This is a genomic window from Limnohabitans sp. 2KL-17, assembly GCF_003063415.1.
GTDB lineage: Bacteria > Pseudomonadota > Gammaproteobacteria > Burkholderiales > Burkholderiaceae_C > Limnohabitans_A.
Window position 1 is genome coordinate 1 of sequence record NZ_NESK01000001.1, and the last position, 13,634, is coordinate 13,634.

The following is a 13,634-nucleotide window of genomic DNA, read 5'->3' on the forward strand; positions in this document are numbered from 1 at the left end:
GGTGGGCCACATGGCGCAGGTGATGGTGCGGGGGCTGGAGAAAGTCGATCAGATGTTTGTGCTGACGATGACCGCCTATAACCTCACGCGCATGCGCACCTTGGGGCAAATCCGTCAGCAGGGGGCGTGAGGGGCAGAAAAAGCCCCGAAATGGGCTTACAAGTGGGCCAAGGCGAACAAAAAACGAAGGGAATATCAGAATGCGAAAGGAAAATCAAAAAAATCAAAACCATGCGGGGCGAAATTGCGCTCGCGAATGGGGTATTTCAGCAGCCTGTTAGTGCGTGTGCCCAAGCGCGAGGCGCAAGACGACAAGCCCGAGCGGGCCGCTTTCACACTGTTTCCGCGCTACCACCAAAGCCGAACGGTGGGCCGGGTGGCCAGCGATATTTCAGACCGCTTTGCGAGTACCGGGGACATAGGCCGCAAGTACCTGATCAACCATTCAGCAGGCAGTGGCAAGACCTTGACCATCTGTTGGCTGGCGGACCGGCTGCACAGTCTGTTCAAACCGGGCACGGCTGAAAAACTGGTGGACATGGTGTTTATCTTGACCGACCGCAAGTCGCTGGACACCAATATTCGGGACGACCTAGAGAATCTCACCCACCTGGCCGCCGTGGTGGGGCTGGCGCGCAAGGCAGACGATTTGCCGCATTTTATGGCGCAGCGCAAGTCCATCATCGTCACCACGCAGCAGAAATTTGCCTGGGTGCTGGACGAGATCAAGAGTAACCCGGCGCTGAAAAAACTGCGCGTGGCCTTTTTGATTGATGAGGCGCATCGCTCACAAGAAGGCAAGATGGGTGCGGCCATTCGGCTGCCGTTTCGCAAAGCCGATGAACCTGATGCCGATGATGCGGCGGACGACGCATCCGACGGGCAAGACGAAATTGCCAAAATCATCCGTGAGCATGACCTGAATCAGATGATTGTGGCGTTTACCGCGACGCCTGCGCCGGTGACCGTTGACCTGTTTGGCGAGGCATTCGACACGTATTCCGAGGCTGAGGCCATTGCCGAGGGCTACATCGTGGATGTGGCGGCCAGCATCATTTCATACAAGACGCTGTACAACCTGCATTGCCCGGTGGTGCCCAAGGCCGACGAAGAAAAACTCTACCCGGCCGGTGTGGTGGCCAAGGCGTTGAAGAATGTGGCGTTTCAGGACGATGGGCTGATTCAGTACAAAGCAGAGGTGATGTTGCGCATCTTTGAGGCCGACGTGATGCCGCTGATTGCCGGGCGTGCTAAGGCAATGATCGTGACCAGTTCGCGCGTGGCGGGCTTGCGTTATTTCGAGATCATTCAGGAGAAGCTCAAAGAGCGTGGTGCGGCCTACCAGGCGCTGTATGCCTTCTCGGATTTCACCCACCCCAAAACCAACGCGGCGATCAGTGAACACGCGGTGAACGGGCTGGGTGACGGCGAGTTGATCGAGGATCGGTTTGAGGGGGACGGCTATCGGCTGATGATTGTGGCGAACAAGTTTCAGACCGGGTTTGACCAACCCTTGTTGGCGGGCATGTTTCTGGACAAGCCGGTGGTGGACCGCAATGCAGTGCAAACGCTGTCACGCCTAAACCGCTGCCATGACGAAAAAGAGAAAGTGGTGGTGGTGGACTTCACCAACAATGCCAAGGCGATTTTGAAAGCCTTTAACAAGTACCGAAAAGGCACGCCGTTTGAGCCGGAAGAGCCCGCCCCGGCGCAGTGCCTCAAGCTGCATGCGGAGGTTTTGGCAGCAGGGGTGTTCACACAAAAGGATGCCGCTGACATGGGTCAGTTGCTGGGTGTTGGTACTGATGCACAGGTGCAGTTTGCGGTCAATGCGCTGCGGATTCGGTTTCAGGCCAGTTTGGCTGATATGGAAGAGCGCAAGGCGTTTGTTTACCTGCTGGCCAAGTTTGCGAAGAGCGTTCACTTCCTCACTTGCTTTTTCACGTTTTCGACGGAGATCAAGGAGTTGGCCACGTTTGCCGACTATGTTGGCCCGCAGCTCATCAAAACGGGCAGCGTGTCGGAGTTGATGCAGTTGATTCGGCAGACCGAGGTCATCAAGGCCGCCGTGGACTATGTGGGGGTGACCACCAGCGGTGGGCCGGTGAAGCTCAAGCCAGGGGGCGGTAAAAAAGGGGAGGGGCCACCACCCACCAAGGTTTCGGTTCAAAAAATGATTGCCGACATTCAGGCCAAATTTCCCATCACCGATGCGGAGGCGCTTTTCATCAAGCAGGTGACCGAAGAGAAAGCGGCTGATCTGTCGATCCGCGACACGGTGACCTCGAACCGGGCTGACGACATATATCTCAATGGCGTGTATCGCGGTCAGGTGAATGGCGTAATTCAAACAGCCTACAACGATATAGGCCGCTACGAAGAATTGGCTGACATCAAATACACGGATGCGGGTGGTATTTTTGACATCATGGCGGTGACGGTGATTAAGCACCACTTGTCTTACCTGGCCTGAAGCCATGAGCAAGACCATCGCGCAAATTCCTGAAGCCGACCGACCGCGCGAGAAACTGCTGCGCAAGGGCGCATCTGCCTTGAGTGACCAAGAACTGTTGGCGGTGCTCTTGGGCAAGGGCACCGCCAGCATGGACGTGATGACTCTGGCCGCTAAGTTGGCACGGCTCATTGACGAGAAGGGTTTGCAAGTCAAGGCGGACGACCTGACGCAGTTTGACGGTGTGGGCGATGCCAAAGCCACCTTGATTCTGGCGGCCATCGAATTCGCCCGTCGCCGTATTAAGCCCGAGGGTTCAAAGATTGAAACACCGGCAAATTTGTTGCCGCATTTGCGGCACTACGCCGACCGAAAGCAAGAGCATTTCTTGTGCGCCAGCATCAATGGGGCCAATGAAATTTTGAATATTCGCGTGGTGTCAATTGGCCTGATTGACCGCAGCCCTGTGCATCCGCGTGAAGTGTTTGCCGATGCACTGGCGGACCGCGCTGCTGCGATCATCGTCGCTCACAACCACCCCAGTGGCGGTGTGGAGCCATCGCACAGCGACATCAGCATCACCGCGCAGCTCAAGGCAGCGGGTGGGATTTTGGGTATCGAGTTGCTGGACCACATCATTTTCAACCGCACAGAATATTTCAGTTTTTTGGAAGCTGGGCGGTTGTGAGCGGCCCAGGTGATGAGCGTCGGTTTCTACAAAGGGTTCTCTGTGAATATTGATGCACTTTTTTGCTCGTTGTCGCCGTTGCGCATTGCCGAGTTGATTCGCTCTGCCCAACGTGCGGTTTGCTATGCCGCGCCGGGCATCCAATTGGATTTGGCGCAGGCCATGGTGGAAACGGTGGGGCGGTTAGGCAAAGAAATGCTGACCGTGAGTCTGGATTTTGACGACCGCGTCATGCGCATGGGTTACGGCGATATTGGCGCGGTGACCTTGCTGCTTGGCGCTGGCATTTCAGTAAATAGTTCACCGGGTCTTCGCACCGCCTTGGTGGTGGTGGACAACGAGGGTTATGTCTTTACCCCCACCGCGCTGTACTTGGAGGCAGAGCCCTCCGATGGCGCTGCATCCAACGCAATGCGCATGTCGGGCGAACAGGTAGCGCAGGCGCTGGCCAGGCTTTCACCGGCAGCCAAAGCGATTGCCGTGGCCCAAGCCAAAACCCCTGAAGCCAAACAGCAGATCGAAGCCTTGACGGTCGATGTGTTGTCTGCGCCCATCACGGTATCGAGGCTGGCCGAGGTGAAAACCAGTTTGGAAGAGGTGCCGCCCGTGCGCTTTGATCTGGCGCGGCAGGTGCGGGTGTTCGAGCCCTATCTGCAGTATGTGGAACTGAGCCTGTCCGGCGCGGCCATCCAGCGCCACCGCATGGCGATTCCGACCAGCATTCAGAAACTTGGTGGCAGCAAAGACCTGGAAATCCGTTTGCGCACCACCTTTGAATTGATCGAGAAGGGCAGCAAGTTGTCGTCCAAACCGCTGGAAGACGCACTTAACGAGATTCGCAAGAATTTCACGCCCTCATTGGGTAAGGATCACGGGCGGGTGGTGTTGAAGGCAGCCAAGCCGTATTTGCTTGCCAGGCTGACAGAATTTCGTACGAAGCTGGAGGCGCATCAAAAGGCGGTGGAGGCAGACTTGCAAAAGCACCTTGATACTTCGCGGGAGCAGATCGTCGCCTACTACCAGGCTCGTGTCATAGAGGCAAAGCCCGATGCGCTGCTTGGCCAGTCACTCAACGGTGAGATTTCTGAGGTGGCCGCCAAGAAGTGGCTTAACGGTGAGTTGGACAAAGTTTTCCCCAGTGCCGAAACTTTAATTCAGGAAATGAAATTGGACGAGCGCTACAAAGACGTTACCTTTGAGACGTTGAATCGCAATGACTTTCTGGAGTCAGTCAAAGATGCATTCCCCAATGTGGATTGGGAGAAGGCCTATAGCGAATTCAGAGCTGCTGGGCAGAGTCAGTTGCAGGATCCAATAGCCAAGTAGTTGCCTTATCTATTAGGCTGTATGAGCGTGTTGTCGGCACCAGCATGTGTCACTCACCCGGGGTCAGTATTTGCCTGTATCCGGTGGAGGCCTTTTTTTGTTGGACAATCCTCTAGCCACCTGATAAACAATGGAACCCCCGCCATGGTCCAAAAATCACCCGTTCAAGACAACGCTTTGACAGAATCCGAGGAAGTCTTTGAAAAGGCTGCTGAGATTTTTCGCGTCATGTCCGCGCCCATGCGCCTTCGCATCATCAGTGCCTTGTGCAATGGCGAAAAAAACGTGGGTGAGTTACTGGCCGAGATCAACACCACGCAACCCAACATGTCCCAGCATCTGAACACGCTTTATCAAGCGGGTGTGCTGGGCAAGCGCCGAGACGGCGTTCAGATCTTTTACCGCATCGTCAATGAGCGCGTTGTGACGCTTTGTCGTGCGGTGTGCGTGCAGATTGCGAGCGATGAGGCGTGAAAGATTTGCATCAGTTTCGAGCCGGGTTTTCACGGGCATCGCATTGACTTGGGTCAGGCTAATATCCATTTATAAGGAGTCACGAATGAAAAAAAGTCTTTTTTTACTGACCGGTTTGCTTGCCTCTGCCCTTTCATGGGCTGAGATCAAGGTGGTTTACCACTTGAGCGAGGGCATTCCCCAGGCCTCTCGTGCGATAGGTAATATTCGCAACCATTTGTCAGCTGACCCTAGCGCCAAGATTGTGGTGGTCACTCACGGTTTGGGGATCGACTTTTTGCTGGAAGGTGCCACCAATCAAATGGACCAGCCTTTTTCGGGCAGCGTCAGCGATCTGGTCAGCAAAGGCGTGGAGTTTCGTGTGTGCAACAACACATTGGTGGCGCGTAAGATTTCAAAGGACAAACTGCTGATGGAAACCAAAGTGGTTCCTTCCGGCGTGGCCGAAGTGGCCAAGCTGCAAGCCAATGAAAAATTTGTGTATCTGCGCCCCTGATCGTAGTTGGTTGCTGAAAAGTCAAGTCTGTTTTTTTTCGAGGAAATCCCATGAAGATTCAACAAGTTTTGTCAGCGGCCGCTCTGGTCGCTGTGTCTGGCCTGGTGCAAGCCCAGGTTGATCCTTTGCATGTGCGCAGCTGGGCTGCATCGTGTGCAGCCTGCCATGGCACCGATGGCCGTGCCCAGCCGGGCATGATTTCTTTGGCAGGTGTGCCAAAAGAAGTAACGATTCAAAAAATGCTTGATTACAAAGCCGGTCGCGTACCCGCAGCAACCATCATGCATCAACTGTCCAAGGGCTATTCCGACGAGCAGATCGTCGCCATTGCAGGCTATTTTGCCGCTCAAAAGAAATAAGGAAAAACTGCCATGCAACGTCGTCAATTTTTGCAGAGCGGCTCCGCTTTGGGTGCTATGGGCCTTGTATCGGGTTGTGCCACCGTGGGTGGTGGCAGCGGCCCGAAAGTGGTGGTGATCGGCGGGGGCTACTCCGGTGCCACTGCGGCCAAATACCTTCGGATGTGGTCTGAGCAAAAGATCCAGGTCACCTTGGTCGAGCCAAACGATGCCTTCATTTCCTGCCCGATGTCCAACCTGGTGATTGGTGGCAGCAAAACCATCACTGAGATCACCACGCCGTATGACAACTTGACCAAACGCCATGGCGTCAAGGTCGTCAAGGACCGCGTCAACAGCATCGATGCTGACAAGCGCATCGTCAAGCTGGCGGGTGGCACCGAGCTGGCGTATGACCGCTTGATCGTTTCCCCTGGTGTCGACTTCATGTGGGAAACCCTGCCAGGCATGAACAAGGCGGGAGCCAAAGAAACGATCATGCACGCCTGGAAAGCGGGTGAGCAAACTGTCACGCTGCGCAAGCAACTCGAAGCCATGCCCGATGGCGGTGTGTTTGCCATGTCTATTCCCTTAGCACCTTACCGCTGCCCGCCTGGCCCTTATGAGCGTGCTTGTCAGGCAGCTGAGTATTTCAGCAAAGCCAAACCCAAGAGCAAGGTGCTGATTTTGGATGCCAACGACGACGTGACCTCCAAGGGCCCGTTGTTCAAAAAAGCATGGGCAGAGCGTTACAAAGGCATCGTCGAGTACCGTGGCAAGCACCGTGTGACCGATGTCGATGCATCCTCGAACACCTTGAAATTCGAGTTCAATGATGACCTCAAGGCCAATGTGCTTAACGTCATTCCCAGCATGCGTGCAGGAGACATCGCAGTCAATGCCGGATTGGCCACGGCCAACAACCGTTGGTGCGAGGTGGACTTCCTTACCTTTGAGTCTAAAGCGGCCAAAAACGTGCACGTGTTGGGCGACTCGATCCAGATCGCCCCAGGCATGCCCAAGTCGGGACACATGGCCAACCAGCACGGTAAAACCTGCGCTGCTGCAGTGATCGCCTTGCTGATGGGCAAAGAGGTCAACCCTATGCCCATCTACAACAACACTTGCTACAGCTATGTCAGCAGCAAAGATGTTGTGCATGTGGCCAGTGTCCACAAGTACGATGCCGAGAAGAAGACCATGTTGGCCGTTCCTGGTTCGGGTGGCGTGTCCAGTGCTGCCAATGAGCTGGAGGGCGTTTACGCTTGGTCTTGGGCTCAAAACATCTGGGCAGACACCTTGGCTTGATGCATCGGGCGCGTGGCCTGTGCCAGGTTGTCAATGAACGCCGCAGTCCCCAAGACTGGCGGCGTTTTTTTTACACCCAGTGGTTGTTTTAATTTGGATGTTTGAAAAAAATCAGATCGGCCAGCCCATGCTGCGGTTGATGCGCCAGGCCATGCCTGCACCCAACCAAATGGCGATCAGAGTCAGCCAAGCCGTGAGTGAGAAGACTGAGCCGCCAGTCATGCCCGCACCCACGGTGCATCCTCCGGCCAGCACGGCACCAAAGCCCATTAAAACCGCGCCAATCAGGTAATGGCCCAGCTTGTTTTCTGTTTTAAAGCCTTCCAGTTTGAAATCTCCCCCGACCAGCGCCCCCAGCAAAGAGCCCAGAAATGTCGCTGGCAGCAAACCCGCATCGAAACCGAGGCTGGGTGAGGTGGCAGTGGACAGCACCCGCATCAACATTTCGGCCGATGCGCTGCTGAAACTCAGGCTTTGGATCTGCACCGCTTCAAATGACTGCGAGGCAATCGCCTGCGTCAGGCCCCAGCCCAGCGCGATGCTCAAACCGGTAACGATGGCACCCACTGCCAAGCCCCAGCGGTGTTGGTGGGTTTTGAAGAAAAAGTAAAAGCCTGTGGTCAGGGCCAACAGCGCCAGCACCAGACCCCCTGAGGGGCCAAGACCCGCAAGGTGCAGCAAGTCACGTGAAGGCCCGCCGTCAATGGGCCACCAAGCGGCCAAGGTCTGACGGGCAGGTGCGAGCCAACCCGCAATGCTGGCTTGAACCGTGACGGCAAACACCAGACCCGCCAAAAGGGCGCGCAAATTGCCATTGGCCGACAAAATCAACAAACGGCTGGCGCAACCGCGCGTCAAAATCATGCCTGCTCCGAACAACAGGCCCCCCAGAACCGCCCCCGAAATGCTGCCGGGCTGGGCAATGTAGCGGGCTTCTGCGGGCTTGAGCCAGCCCGCCATCACCAGCGCCTGCACACCCACCATGGCTGCACCAAAAGCCAGCCACCACACACTGAAGCGGTCGCCGGCCTGGCCTTCACAACACTCGATCACTGCCGCACGGGCGCAAAATCGGCTGCGCTGGGCCGCCAAGCCGAAGATGAAGCCGGCCAAAGCACCCGCCATGGCCAGTACATTCGAGTCGCCCCAGCTTTCGAGCAAGCTTGCGATATTCATGGATTTCTCCAATAATTCATTGGTTTCTTATATTCAAACAGGGCAGTTGTGAAGGACGTCATCCACCACGCAAAACCCGCTATTGTCCACATTCTGCAACCCATGGCTTCTCACATAACCCTCTTACACACATCAGTTTGGCACCGCCGCGACTGGCTTTTACGGGTGGGGGTATCACTTTGCACCACCCCGGTACTGGCGCAATCTGGGGGCGCGGCCACTTTGCCGGTCGCTCAATCACTGCCTGATGAACTGGCCCGTGCCCTTCAAAAAAAGCAGCCCCTGATCGTGATGGTCAGCCTTGATGGGTGCGTGTTTTGCCTACAGGCACGTCAAAGCCACCTTTCACCCATGTACAAGGCAGGTGTTGCCATCGTGCAGGTGGACATGCGCAACAACCAGCCCGTGCTCGATTTTGCGGGCAAGCTCACCACCCACGACCAGCTGACCCGCCAATGGAAAGTTTCCATCACGCCCACATTGCTGTTTTTCGGCCCCGGCGGGAAAGAAGTGGCCGAGAGGATGGAAGGGGCCTATCTGCCTGACTTTTATGGCCCCTACCTGGAAGATCGCTTGGTCCAGGGGCGCAAGGCCCTTTGACGCGTCTTGGCAGCGGGCGGGGTGGTCGTGCTAAATTCAAATTGCTGGGTTGGAGTAGGGCAAGAAAAACCAGACAAACAGCCGCTACCTGATGTGTTCGACGTTCACGATTCGGCCCATCCAGGTCTCCGCAATGCCCTCTGATCGATGATTGGGACGAAAGTCTTCGGCCTGGTTTTTGAGACTGGCTTTGAATTTTGGGCTTTACGGTTTCAGTAAAATTTCTGACGTTGGGCTTTAACCTGCGAGCACAAAGCCATGTCAGTTTGGGTTAAATTAGCATCTGGTTATATTCACACGATCCTCATTCGGAGTTCTCATGAAATTGATTTTTACCGCTGTTGCCTTTTCTGCAGTGATGTCATTCCCCGCTTTTGCCAGCATGGACATGGCCAAGAAAAACGCTTGTATGGCGTGCCATGCGGTTGACAAGAAGCTCGTAGGGCCCTCCTACCAAGACGTCGTTAAAAAATATGGTGCTCAAAAAGACGCCGCTGCAAGCTTGGCTAAAAGTATCAAGGCGGGTGGTGCAGGCAAGTGGGGCCCTGTGCCAATGCCTGCACAAGCTGCTTTGAGCGAGGCCGATGCCTTGGTTTTGGCCAACTGGATTCTGGCTGGCGCGAAGTAAAGCCAAGCCTTCAAAGCTTGTCAAATCCGAAAAGTCTGACAAGCTTGACGGTTGCCAGTGGCTTTTGCTCACCGCTTAGGGGCTTGTCCTCAAGTGGCTTTTTATTTGGAGTCGAAAATGAAATTCCAAAAAACGCATGGCTTCGCATTGACCACTGTCCTGTTGTCTTTTGCAGCTTGCGCTCAGCCTGCCATCTTCAAGGAAGCCGACTACAAGTTGGGTGAAAAACTGATCGCAGAAAGCAAATGCGTGGCCTGCCACATCTCCAAGGTTGGCGGCGATGGCAGTGCCATTTACAAACCGCAAGGCCGCATCAATACCGCTGCTTTTTTGCGCGGTATGGTCGAACAGTGCAACACCGAGCTGAACTTGGGCATGTTTCCAGAAGACGTGAACTCGGTTGCTGCAGTGCTCAACAGGGACTTCTACAAGTTCAAGTGACGGATCACCCCCGTTGGTGTCGTCCTGCAAACTGGACGAATAAACGTCGAAGCCTTCTTGATCAGGGTTTGTGCTAACTAGCAATCGCCTTCGGTGTAATCCCTGATTCGGATACATCGTTTAACGTATATATTCGCACATTCGAATATACGAACCTAATGGCACAGATCGCATGAGCGATGAAACTGACGAGGTGTTTGGCAGGGCGGCTGAGTTGTTTGCCGTACTGTCCATGTCCATTCGATTGCACATCATCAGCGAGCTATGCAGGGTGAAAAATGGTGCTGCGAAGGTAGGCCAGACCATGTGCACGCGGGTGGCCGTTGACTCAGCCGTGAATTGACAACTCAAAACGAGGAGTGTGTGTGAAAGAAGACAACATTCATTCAGGAAGGGTGCAAAAAGCACCTGAAAACTTCTTGACCCATGGCGGCATCAAGGCTGTGTTTGCAGAAGGGAAAAAAGGGCGTCGTGATTTCATCCGCAGTGCATTCGCTGCCGCTGCTGCAGGGGTTGCAACTCCCATGGCCATGGCCCAGGGCAACCCGGTACCCGCCGAGGGCGGTGACCTCAACATTTTGAACCTTCCCGAGCATGCCACGGGTCTAGGCCAGGGCGTGGCCGTTGACGGTTACGGCAAACCCTCCAAGTTCGAGGCCAACTTGCAGCGTCGCCAGAGCCCGGGTCTGACACAGACCACCCAAGCTTCGGTCTCGTTCGCCCCGCTGCAGTCCTTGTTCGGCATCATCACGCCCAGTGGGCTGCATTTTGAGCGGCATCACCAGGGCTGGTGGGACATCGATCCGTCCAAGCACCGCTTCATGATCAACGGCATGGTCAAAAAGAACATGGTGTTCACCATGGACGAAATCATGCGCTTGCCATCGGTGTCGCGCTTTCACTTCATCGAGTGTGGCGCCAACACTGCGGTTGATTGGGGCAACGTGGCCGTGCCCACAGTCCAATACACCCACGGCATGCTGTCTTGCAGCGAGTTCACGGGCGTGCCCCTGATCACGCTGCTGGAGCTGGCTGGGGCCGACCTGAAAAACGGCAAGTTTGTGCTGGCCGAAGGGGGTGATGGTTCTTCCATGACCCGCACCATCCCGATGAGTCTGATCACCTCTGGTGAAGTCATCGTGGCCTATGGCCAAAATGGCGAAATGTTGCGCCCAGAAAATGGCTACCCTTTGCGTCTCGTGGTGCCGGGTGTGCAGGGTGTCAGTTGGGTCAAGTACCTTCGCCGCATCGAAGTGGGTGACAAACCTTATGCTGCCAAAGACGAGGCAATTCACTACATGGATTTGCAACCGGGTGGATTGCATCGCCAGTACACCAACATCCAGGAAGTCAAGAGCGTGGTGACCACGCCTTCGGGTGGGCAGGTTTTGTTGGACAAGGGTTTCTACAACATCACGGGCCTGGCCTGGTCGGGCAAGGGCAAGATCAAACGGGTAGACGTGTCCACCGATGGGGGGCGCAACTGGCGTCAGGCCAGGCTGGAGACGCCCGTGCTTTCGAAAGCCCTGTCACGCTTTAACCTCAACTGGGTGTGGGACGGCAAGCCGGCCATTATTCAAAGCCGTGCGCAAGACGATACCGAACACGTGCAACCCACATACCAGCAGTTGCGTGCAGTTCGCGGCACACGGTCCATCTATCACAACAACGCCATCCAGTCGTGGTTGGTGCAGGAAAACGGTGAGGTGAAAAATGTCCAGGTTTCGTAATGCACTGATGTCGTTGGCTTTGCTGGCCATGGCGGGTGTGGCTGCCGCGCAGTCCACTCAGTTTGTGGGTATCGGCCGAGCAGCCACCCCATCAGAAGTTGCTAAGTGGGACATCGACGTGCGCCCTGACTTCAAGGGCTTGCCGGCAGGTTCGGGTTCTGTGGCCAAGGGTCAGGATGTTTGGGAGGCCAAGTGCGCCCATTGCCATGGCGTTTTTGGGGAGTCCAACGAGGTGTTCAGCCCTTTGATTGGTGGCACAACCGCCGAGGACATCAAGACCGGGCGTGTGGCCAATTTGCAGCGCGCAGATTATCCTGGCCGCACCACCATCATGAAGGTGTCCACAGTTTCTACTTTGTGGGACTACATCAACCGGGCGATGCCTTGGACCAACCCCAAGACGCTGACGACGGAAGAGGTCTATGCGGTCACGGCCTTCATGCTGAACCTTGCCAATATCGTGCCAGACGACTATGTGTTGTCTGACAAAAATATGGCTGAGGTGCAAGCTCGTTTGCCAAACCGAAACGGCATGACCACGGCACACGCCATGTGGCCAGGCAATGAGTTTGGCGGCACGAAAAAACCCGATACGGCCAACAAAATTTGCATGAAGGACTGCACGCCCGAAATCAAAGTGGCGTCACTTTTGCCCGACTTTGCCCGCAATGCCCATGGCAACTTGCAAGAACAAAACCGCATCGTCGGGCAGCAACGTGGTGCTGACACCACGCGCCCCGAGCCCAAAGCAGGCATGTCTGTGGCCGCAGCAGCACCCGTGGCAACAGCCAAACCTGAAAACAACGAGGCCAAAGCCGCGATTGCACTGCTCAGCAAGCACAGTTGCACAGCCTGTCATGGCGTGGACAAGAAAATTGTGGGTCCGGGTTTCAATGAGATTGCCAAAAAGCAAGCCGGCAAAGTGGACTATCTTGTCGGCAAAATCAGGGCGGGTGGCGTCGGGGTATACGGGCAGATTCCAATGCCCGCGCAGTCGCTGCCAGAGTCAGATGCCAAGAAAATAGCCGAATGGATTTCCAAGGGGGCCAGCAAATAATACGGGATATAACCGTTGCATTTTCAAGCCTGTTTCAATAGCATCATTCAACCATCAAGGAGATATCAGATGCAAACCCGTCGCGAGACACTCAAACAAACCGCTGTCGTGGCTGGCCTTTTGGCCTCCGCTGGTTTCCCCCAGTTCGCCCACGCAGCCTTTAACAAAGCCGCATTCGACGCCAAGTCGGTGCAAGATGCCGCCAAAGCTGCCGGTTCGACCAGCATGGCCGAGAGCAAGGATGTGACCATCACCGGTCCGGACATCGCTGAAAACGGCGCCGTGGTGCCTTTGGGCGCAAGCACTTCGTTGCCAGGTGTCAAGCAATTGCTCATCATGGTCGAAAAGAACCCTGCAGCACTGGTTGCCTTGTTTCATGTGTCCGATGCCGTGGAAGCCAACTTCTCGACTCGCGCCAAGATGGGCCAATCCTCGGATGTCTACGCTGTGGCCATCATGAACGACGGCAAAGCCTTGTGGGCTAAAAAAGAAGTCAAAGTTACTTTGGGTGGTTGTGGCGGTTAAGCCCTGACACACAACCCTCACACATTGATTCATTGAAAGATTTAGGAGAAAAAAATGGCAGATCCAATGCGCATTCGTGCCCAAGCCTCTGGCGACAAAGCGACCGTTCGTGTGCTCATGAGCCACGAAATGGAGTCCGGTCAGCGCAAAGACGCTGCTGGCAAAACTGTGCCCGCCTGGTTCATCCAGGAGGTCACAGCCACCCACAACGGCAAGCCAGTGCTGGCTGCCGAATGGGGCCCTGCCGTGTCCAAAAACCCCTTCCTTCAGTTCGCGGTTAAAGGTGCCAAAGCAGGTGACAAAATTGCAGTGACCTGGAAAGACAACAAGGGCGACAGCCGCACCGACGAAGCCACGGTGTCATGACTTTCCGCTGAGCTTGCAAAAGGGTGGAG

At 55.5% G+C, this 13,634-nt stretch carries 16 protein-coding genes and 1 pseudogene; 16 read left to right on the forward strand and 1 reads right to left on the reverse strand.

Translation table 11 applies throughout. The annotated features are described in order from the left end of the window. The 8 genes and pseudogenes from B9Z45_RS00005 to B9Z45_RS00040 all read left to right on the forward strand — a co-directional run. Positions 1 to 130: pseudogene (locus B9Z45_RS00005) on the forward strand (IS5/IS1182 family transposase); the annotation flags it as partial. A 126-nt stretch (positions 131 to 256) separates the two neighbouring features. After that, positions 257 to 2,473, forward strand: coding sequence for a DEAD/DEAH box helicase family protein (locus B9Z45_RS00010; RefSeq protein WP_108405194.1), 2,217 nt, complete (start codon positions 257 to 259; stop codon positions 2,471 to 2,473). Between the two features lie 4 nt (positions 2,474 to 2,477). Further along, on the forward strand, positions 2,478 to 3,140 hold the full coding sequence (gene radC / locus B9Z45_RS00015) for a DNA repair protein RadC (RefSeq protein ID WP_108405195.1): 663 nt from the start codon (positions 2,478 to 2,480) through the stop codon (positions 3,138 to 3,140). Positions 3,141 to 3,182: 42 nt separating this feature from the next. After that, positions 3,183 to 4,466 carry a hypothetical protein gene (locus B9Z45_RS00020; RefSeq protein ID WP_158270351.1) on the forward strand — a complete coding sequence of 428 codons (1,284 nt, stop codon included), beginning with the start codon at positions 3,183 to 3,185 and terminating at the stop codon, positions 4,464 to 4,466. A 144-nt stretch (positions 4,467 to 4,610) separates the two neighbouring features. Continuing rightward, positions 4,611 to 4,940 carry a helix-turn-helix transcriptional regulator gene (locus tag B9Z45_RS00025; RefSeq protein WP_108405197.1) on the forward strand — a complete coding sequence of 110 codons (330 nt, stop codon included), beginning with the start codon at positions 4,611 to 4,613 and terminating at the stop codon, positions 4,938 to 4,940. Positions 4,941 to 5,025: 85 nt separating this feature from the next. Next, positions 5,026 to 5,436, forward strand: a complete 411-nt coding sequence (locus B9Z45_RS00030; protein ID WP_108405198.1) for a DsrE family protein — start codon at positions 5,026 to 5,028, stop codon at positions 5,434 to 5,436. A gap of 50 nt (positions 5,437 to 5,486) precedes the next feature. Then, positions 5,487 to 5,795, forward strand: a complete 309-nt coding sequence (locus B9Z45_RS00035) for a c-type cytochrome (protein WP_108405199.1) — start codon at positions 5,487 to 5,489, stop codon at positions 5,793 to 5,795. Positions 5,796 to 5,807: 12 nt separating this feature from the next. Continuing rightward, positions 5,808 to 7,082: an FCSD flavin-binding domain-containing protein gene (locus tag B9Z45_RS00040; RefSeq protein WP_108405200.1), complete on the forward strand. Its 1,275-nt coding sequence runs from the start codon at positions 5,808 to 5,810 to the stop codon at positions 7,080 to 7,082. 111 nt (positions 7,083 to 7,193) lie between these two features. Here the strand turns inward: B9Z45_RS00040 and B9Z45_RS00045 are convergent, their stop codons facing one another. Continuing rightward, positions 7,194 to 8,258 (reverse strand): YeeE/YedE family protein, encoded by a 1,065-nt coding sequence (locus tag B9Z45_RS00045; RefSeq protein WP_233252018.1) that lies wholly within the window; start codon positions 8,256 to 8,258, stop codon positions 7,194 to 7,196. 102 nt (positions 8,259 to 8,360) lie between these two features. On the opposite strand from B9Z45_RS00045, the gene B9Z45_RS00050 reads away from it, so the two are divergent. From B9Z45_RS00050 to soxZ, 8 genes are all read left to right on the forward strand, one after another. Next, positions 8,361 to 8,858 carry a thioredoxin fold domain-containing protein gene (locus B9Z45_RS00050; protein WP_233252019.1) on the forward strand — a complete coding sequence of 166 codons (498 nt, stop codon included), beginning with the start codon at positions 8,361 to 8,363 and terminating at the stop codon, positions 8,856 to 8,858. A gap of 319 nt (positions 8,859 to 9,177) precedes the next feature. Beyond that, positions 9,178 to 9,486 carry a c-type cytochrome gene (locus tag B9Z45_RS00055; protein ID WP_108405202.1) on the forward strand — a complete coding sequence of 103 codons (309 nt, stop codon included), beginning with the start codon at positions 9,178 to 9,180 and terminating at the stop codon, positions 9,484 to 9,486. Positions 9,487 to 9,603: 117 nt separating this feature from the next. After that, positions 9,604 to 9,927 (forward strand): hypothetical protein, encoded by a 324-nt coding sequence (locus B9Z45_RS00060; protein WP_108405358.1) that lies wholly within the window; start codon positions 9,604 to 9,606, stop codon positions 9,925 to 9,927. A 172-nt stretch (positions 9,928 to 10,099) separates the two neighbouring features. Then, the gene (locus B9Z45_RS17190; protein WP_199221800.1) at positions 10,100 to 10,270 is read left to right on the forward strand and encodes a hypothetical protein; all 171 of its coding nucleotides are present in this window, start codon (positions 10,100 to 10,102) and stop codon (positions 10,268 to 10,270) included. Between the two features lie 22 nt (positions 10,271 to 10,292). Continuing rightward, positions 10,293 to 11,657: a sulfite dehydrogenase gene (gene soxC / locus B9Z45_RS00070; protein WP_233252020.1), complete on the forward strand. Its 1,365-nt coding sequence runs from the start codon at positions 10,293 to 10,295 to the stop codon at positions 11,655 to 11,657. After that, complete coding sequence (locus tag B9Z45_RS00075) at positions 11,641 to 12,714, forward strand: c-type cytochrome (protein ID WP_108405203.1); 1,074 nt, start codon at positions 11,641 to 11,643, stop codon at positions 12,712 to 12,714. Before soxC ends, B9Z45_RS00075 begins: the two co-directional genes overlap by 17 nt. A gap of 69 nt (positions 12,715 to 12,783) precedes the next feature. Further along, a complete protein-coding gene (gene soxY / locus B9Z45_RS00080) occupies positions 12,784 to 13,239 on the forward strand; it encodes a thiosulfate oxidation carrier protein SoxY (RefSeq protein WP_108405204.1) in 456 nt (151 codons plus the stop codon). Positions 13,240 to 13,293: 54 nt separating this feature from the next. Then, on the forward strand, positions 13,294 to 13,605 hold the full coding sequence (gene soxZ, locus B9Z45_RS00085; protein WP_199221801.1) for a thiosulfate oxidation carrier complex protein SoxZ: 312 nt from the start codon (positions 13,294 to 13,296) through the stop codon (positions 13,603 to 13,605). Positions 13,606 to 13,634 lie beyond the last annotated feature (29 nt).

Excerpts from the sequence above, each read along its gene's own strand:
- B9Z45_RS00010 (WP_108405194.1), top strand. The coding sequence starts at position 257 with ATGGGGTATTTCAGCAGCCTGTTAGTGCGTGTGCCCAAGCGCGAGGCG.
- radC (WP_108405195.1), top strand. The coding sequence starts at position 2,478 with ATGAGCAAGACCATCGCGCAAATTCCTGAAGCCGACCGACCGCGCGAG.
- B9Z45_RS00025 (WP_108405197.1), top strand. The coding sequence starts at position 4,611 with ATGGTCCAAAAATCACCCGTTCAAGACAACGCTTTGACAGAATCCGAG.
- B9Z45_RS00030 (WP_108405198.1), top strand. The coding sequence starts at position 5,026 with ATGAAAAAAAGTCTTTTTTTACTGACCGGTTTGCTTGCCTCTGCCCTT.
- B9Z45_RS00035 (WP_108405199.1), top strand. The coding sequence starts at position 5,487 with ATGAAGATTCAACAAGTTTTGTCAGCGGCCGCTCTGGTCGCTGTGTCT.
- B9Z45_RS00040 (WP_108405200.1), top strand. The coding sequence starts at position 5,808 with ATGCAACGTCGTCAATTTTTGCAGAGCGGCTCCGCTTTGGGTGCTATG.
- B9Z45_RS00045 (WP_233252018.1), bottom strand. The coding sequence starts at position 8,258 with ATGAATATCGCAAGCTTGCTCGAAAGCTGGGGCGACTCGAATGTACTG.
- B9Z45_RS00050 (WP_233252019.1), top strand. The coding sequence starts at position 8,361 with ATGGCTTCTCACATAACCCTCTTACACACATCAGTTTGGCACCGCCGC.
- B9Z45_RS00055 (WP_108405202.1), top strand. The coding sequence starts at position 9,178 with ATGAAATTGATTTTTACCGCTGTTGCCTTTTCTGCAGTGATGTCATTC.
- B9Z45_RS00060 (WP_108405358.1), top strand. The coding sequence starts at position 9,604 with ATGAAATTCCAAAAAACGCATGGCTTCGCATTGACCACTGTCCTGTTG.
- B9Z45_RS17190 (WP_199221800.1), top strand. The coding sequence starts at position 10,100 with ATGAGCGATGAAACTGACGAGGTGTTTGGCAGGGCGGCTGAGTTGTTT.
- B9Z45_RS00075 (WP_108405203.1), top strand. The coding sequence starts at position 11,641 with ATGTCCAGGTTTCGTAATGCACTGATGTCGTTGGCTTTGCTGGCCATG.
- soxY (WP_108405204.1), top strand. The coding sequence starts at position 12,784 with ATGCAAACCCGTCGCGAGACACTCAAACAAACCGCTGTCGTGGCTGGC.
- soxZ (WP_199221801.1), top strand. The coding sequence starts at position 13,294 with ATGGCAGATCCAATGCGCATTCGTGCCCAAGCCTCTGGCGACAAAGCG.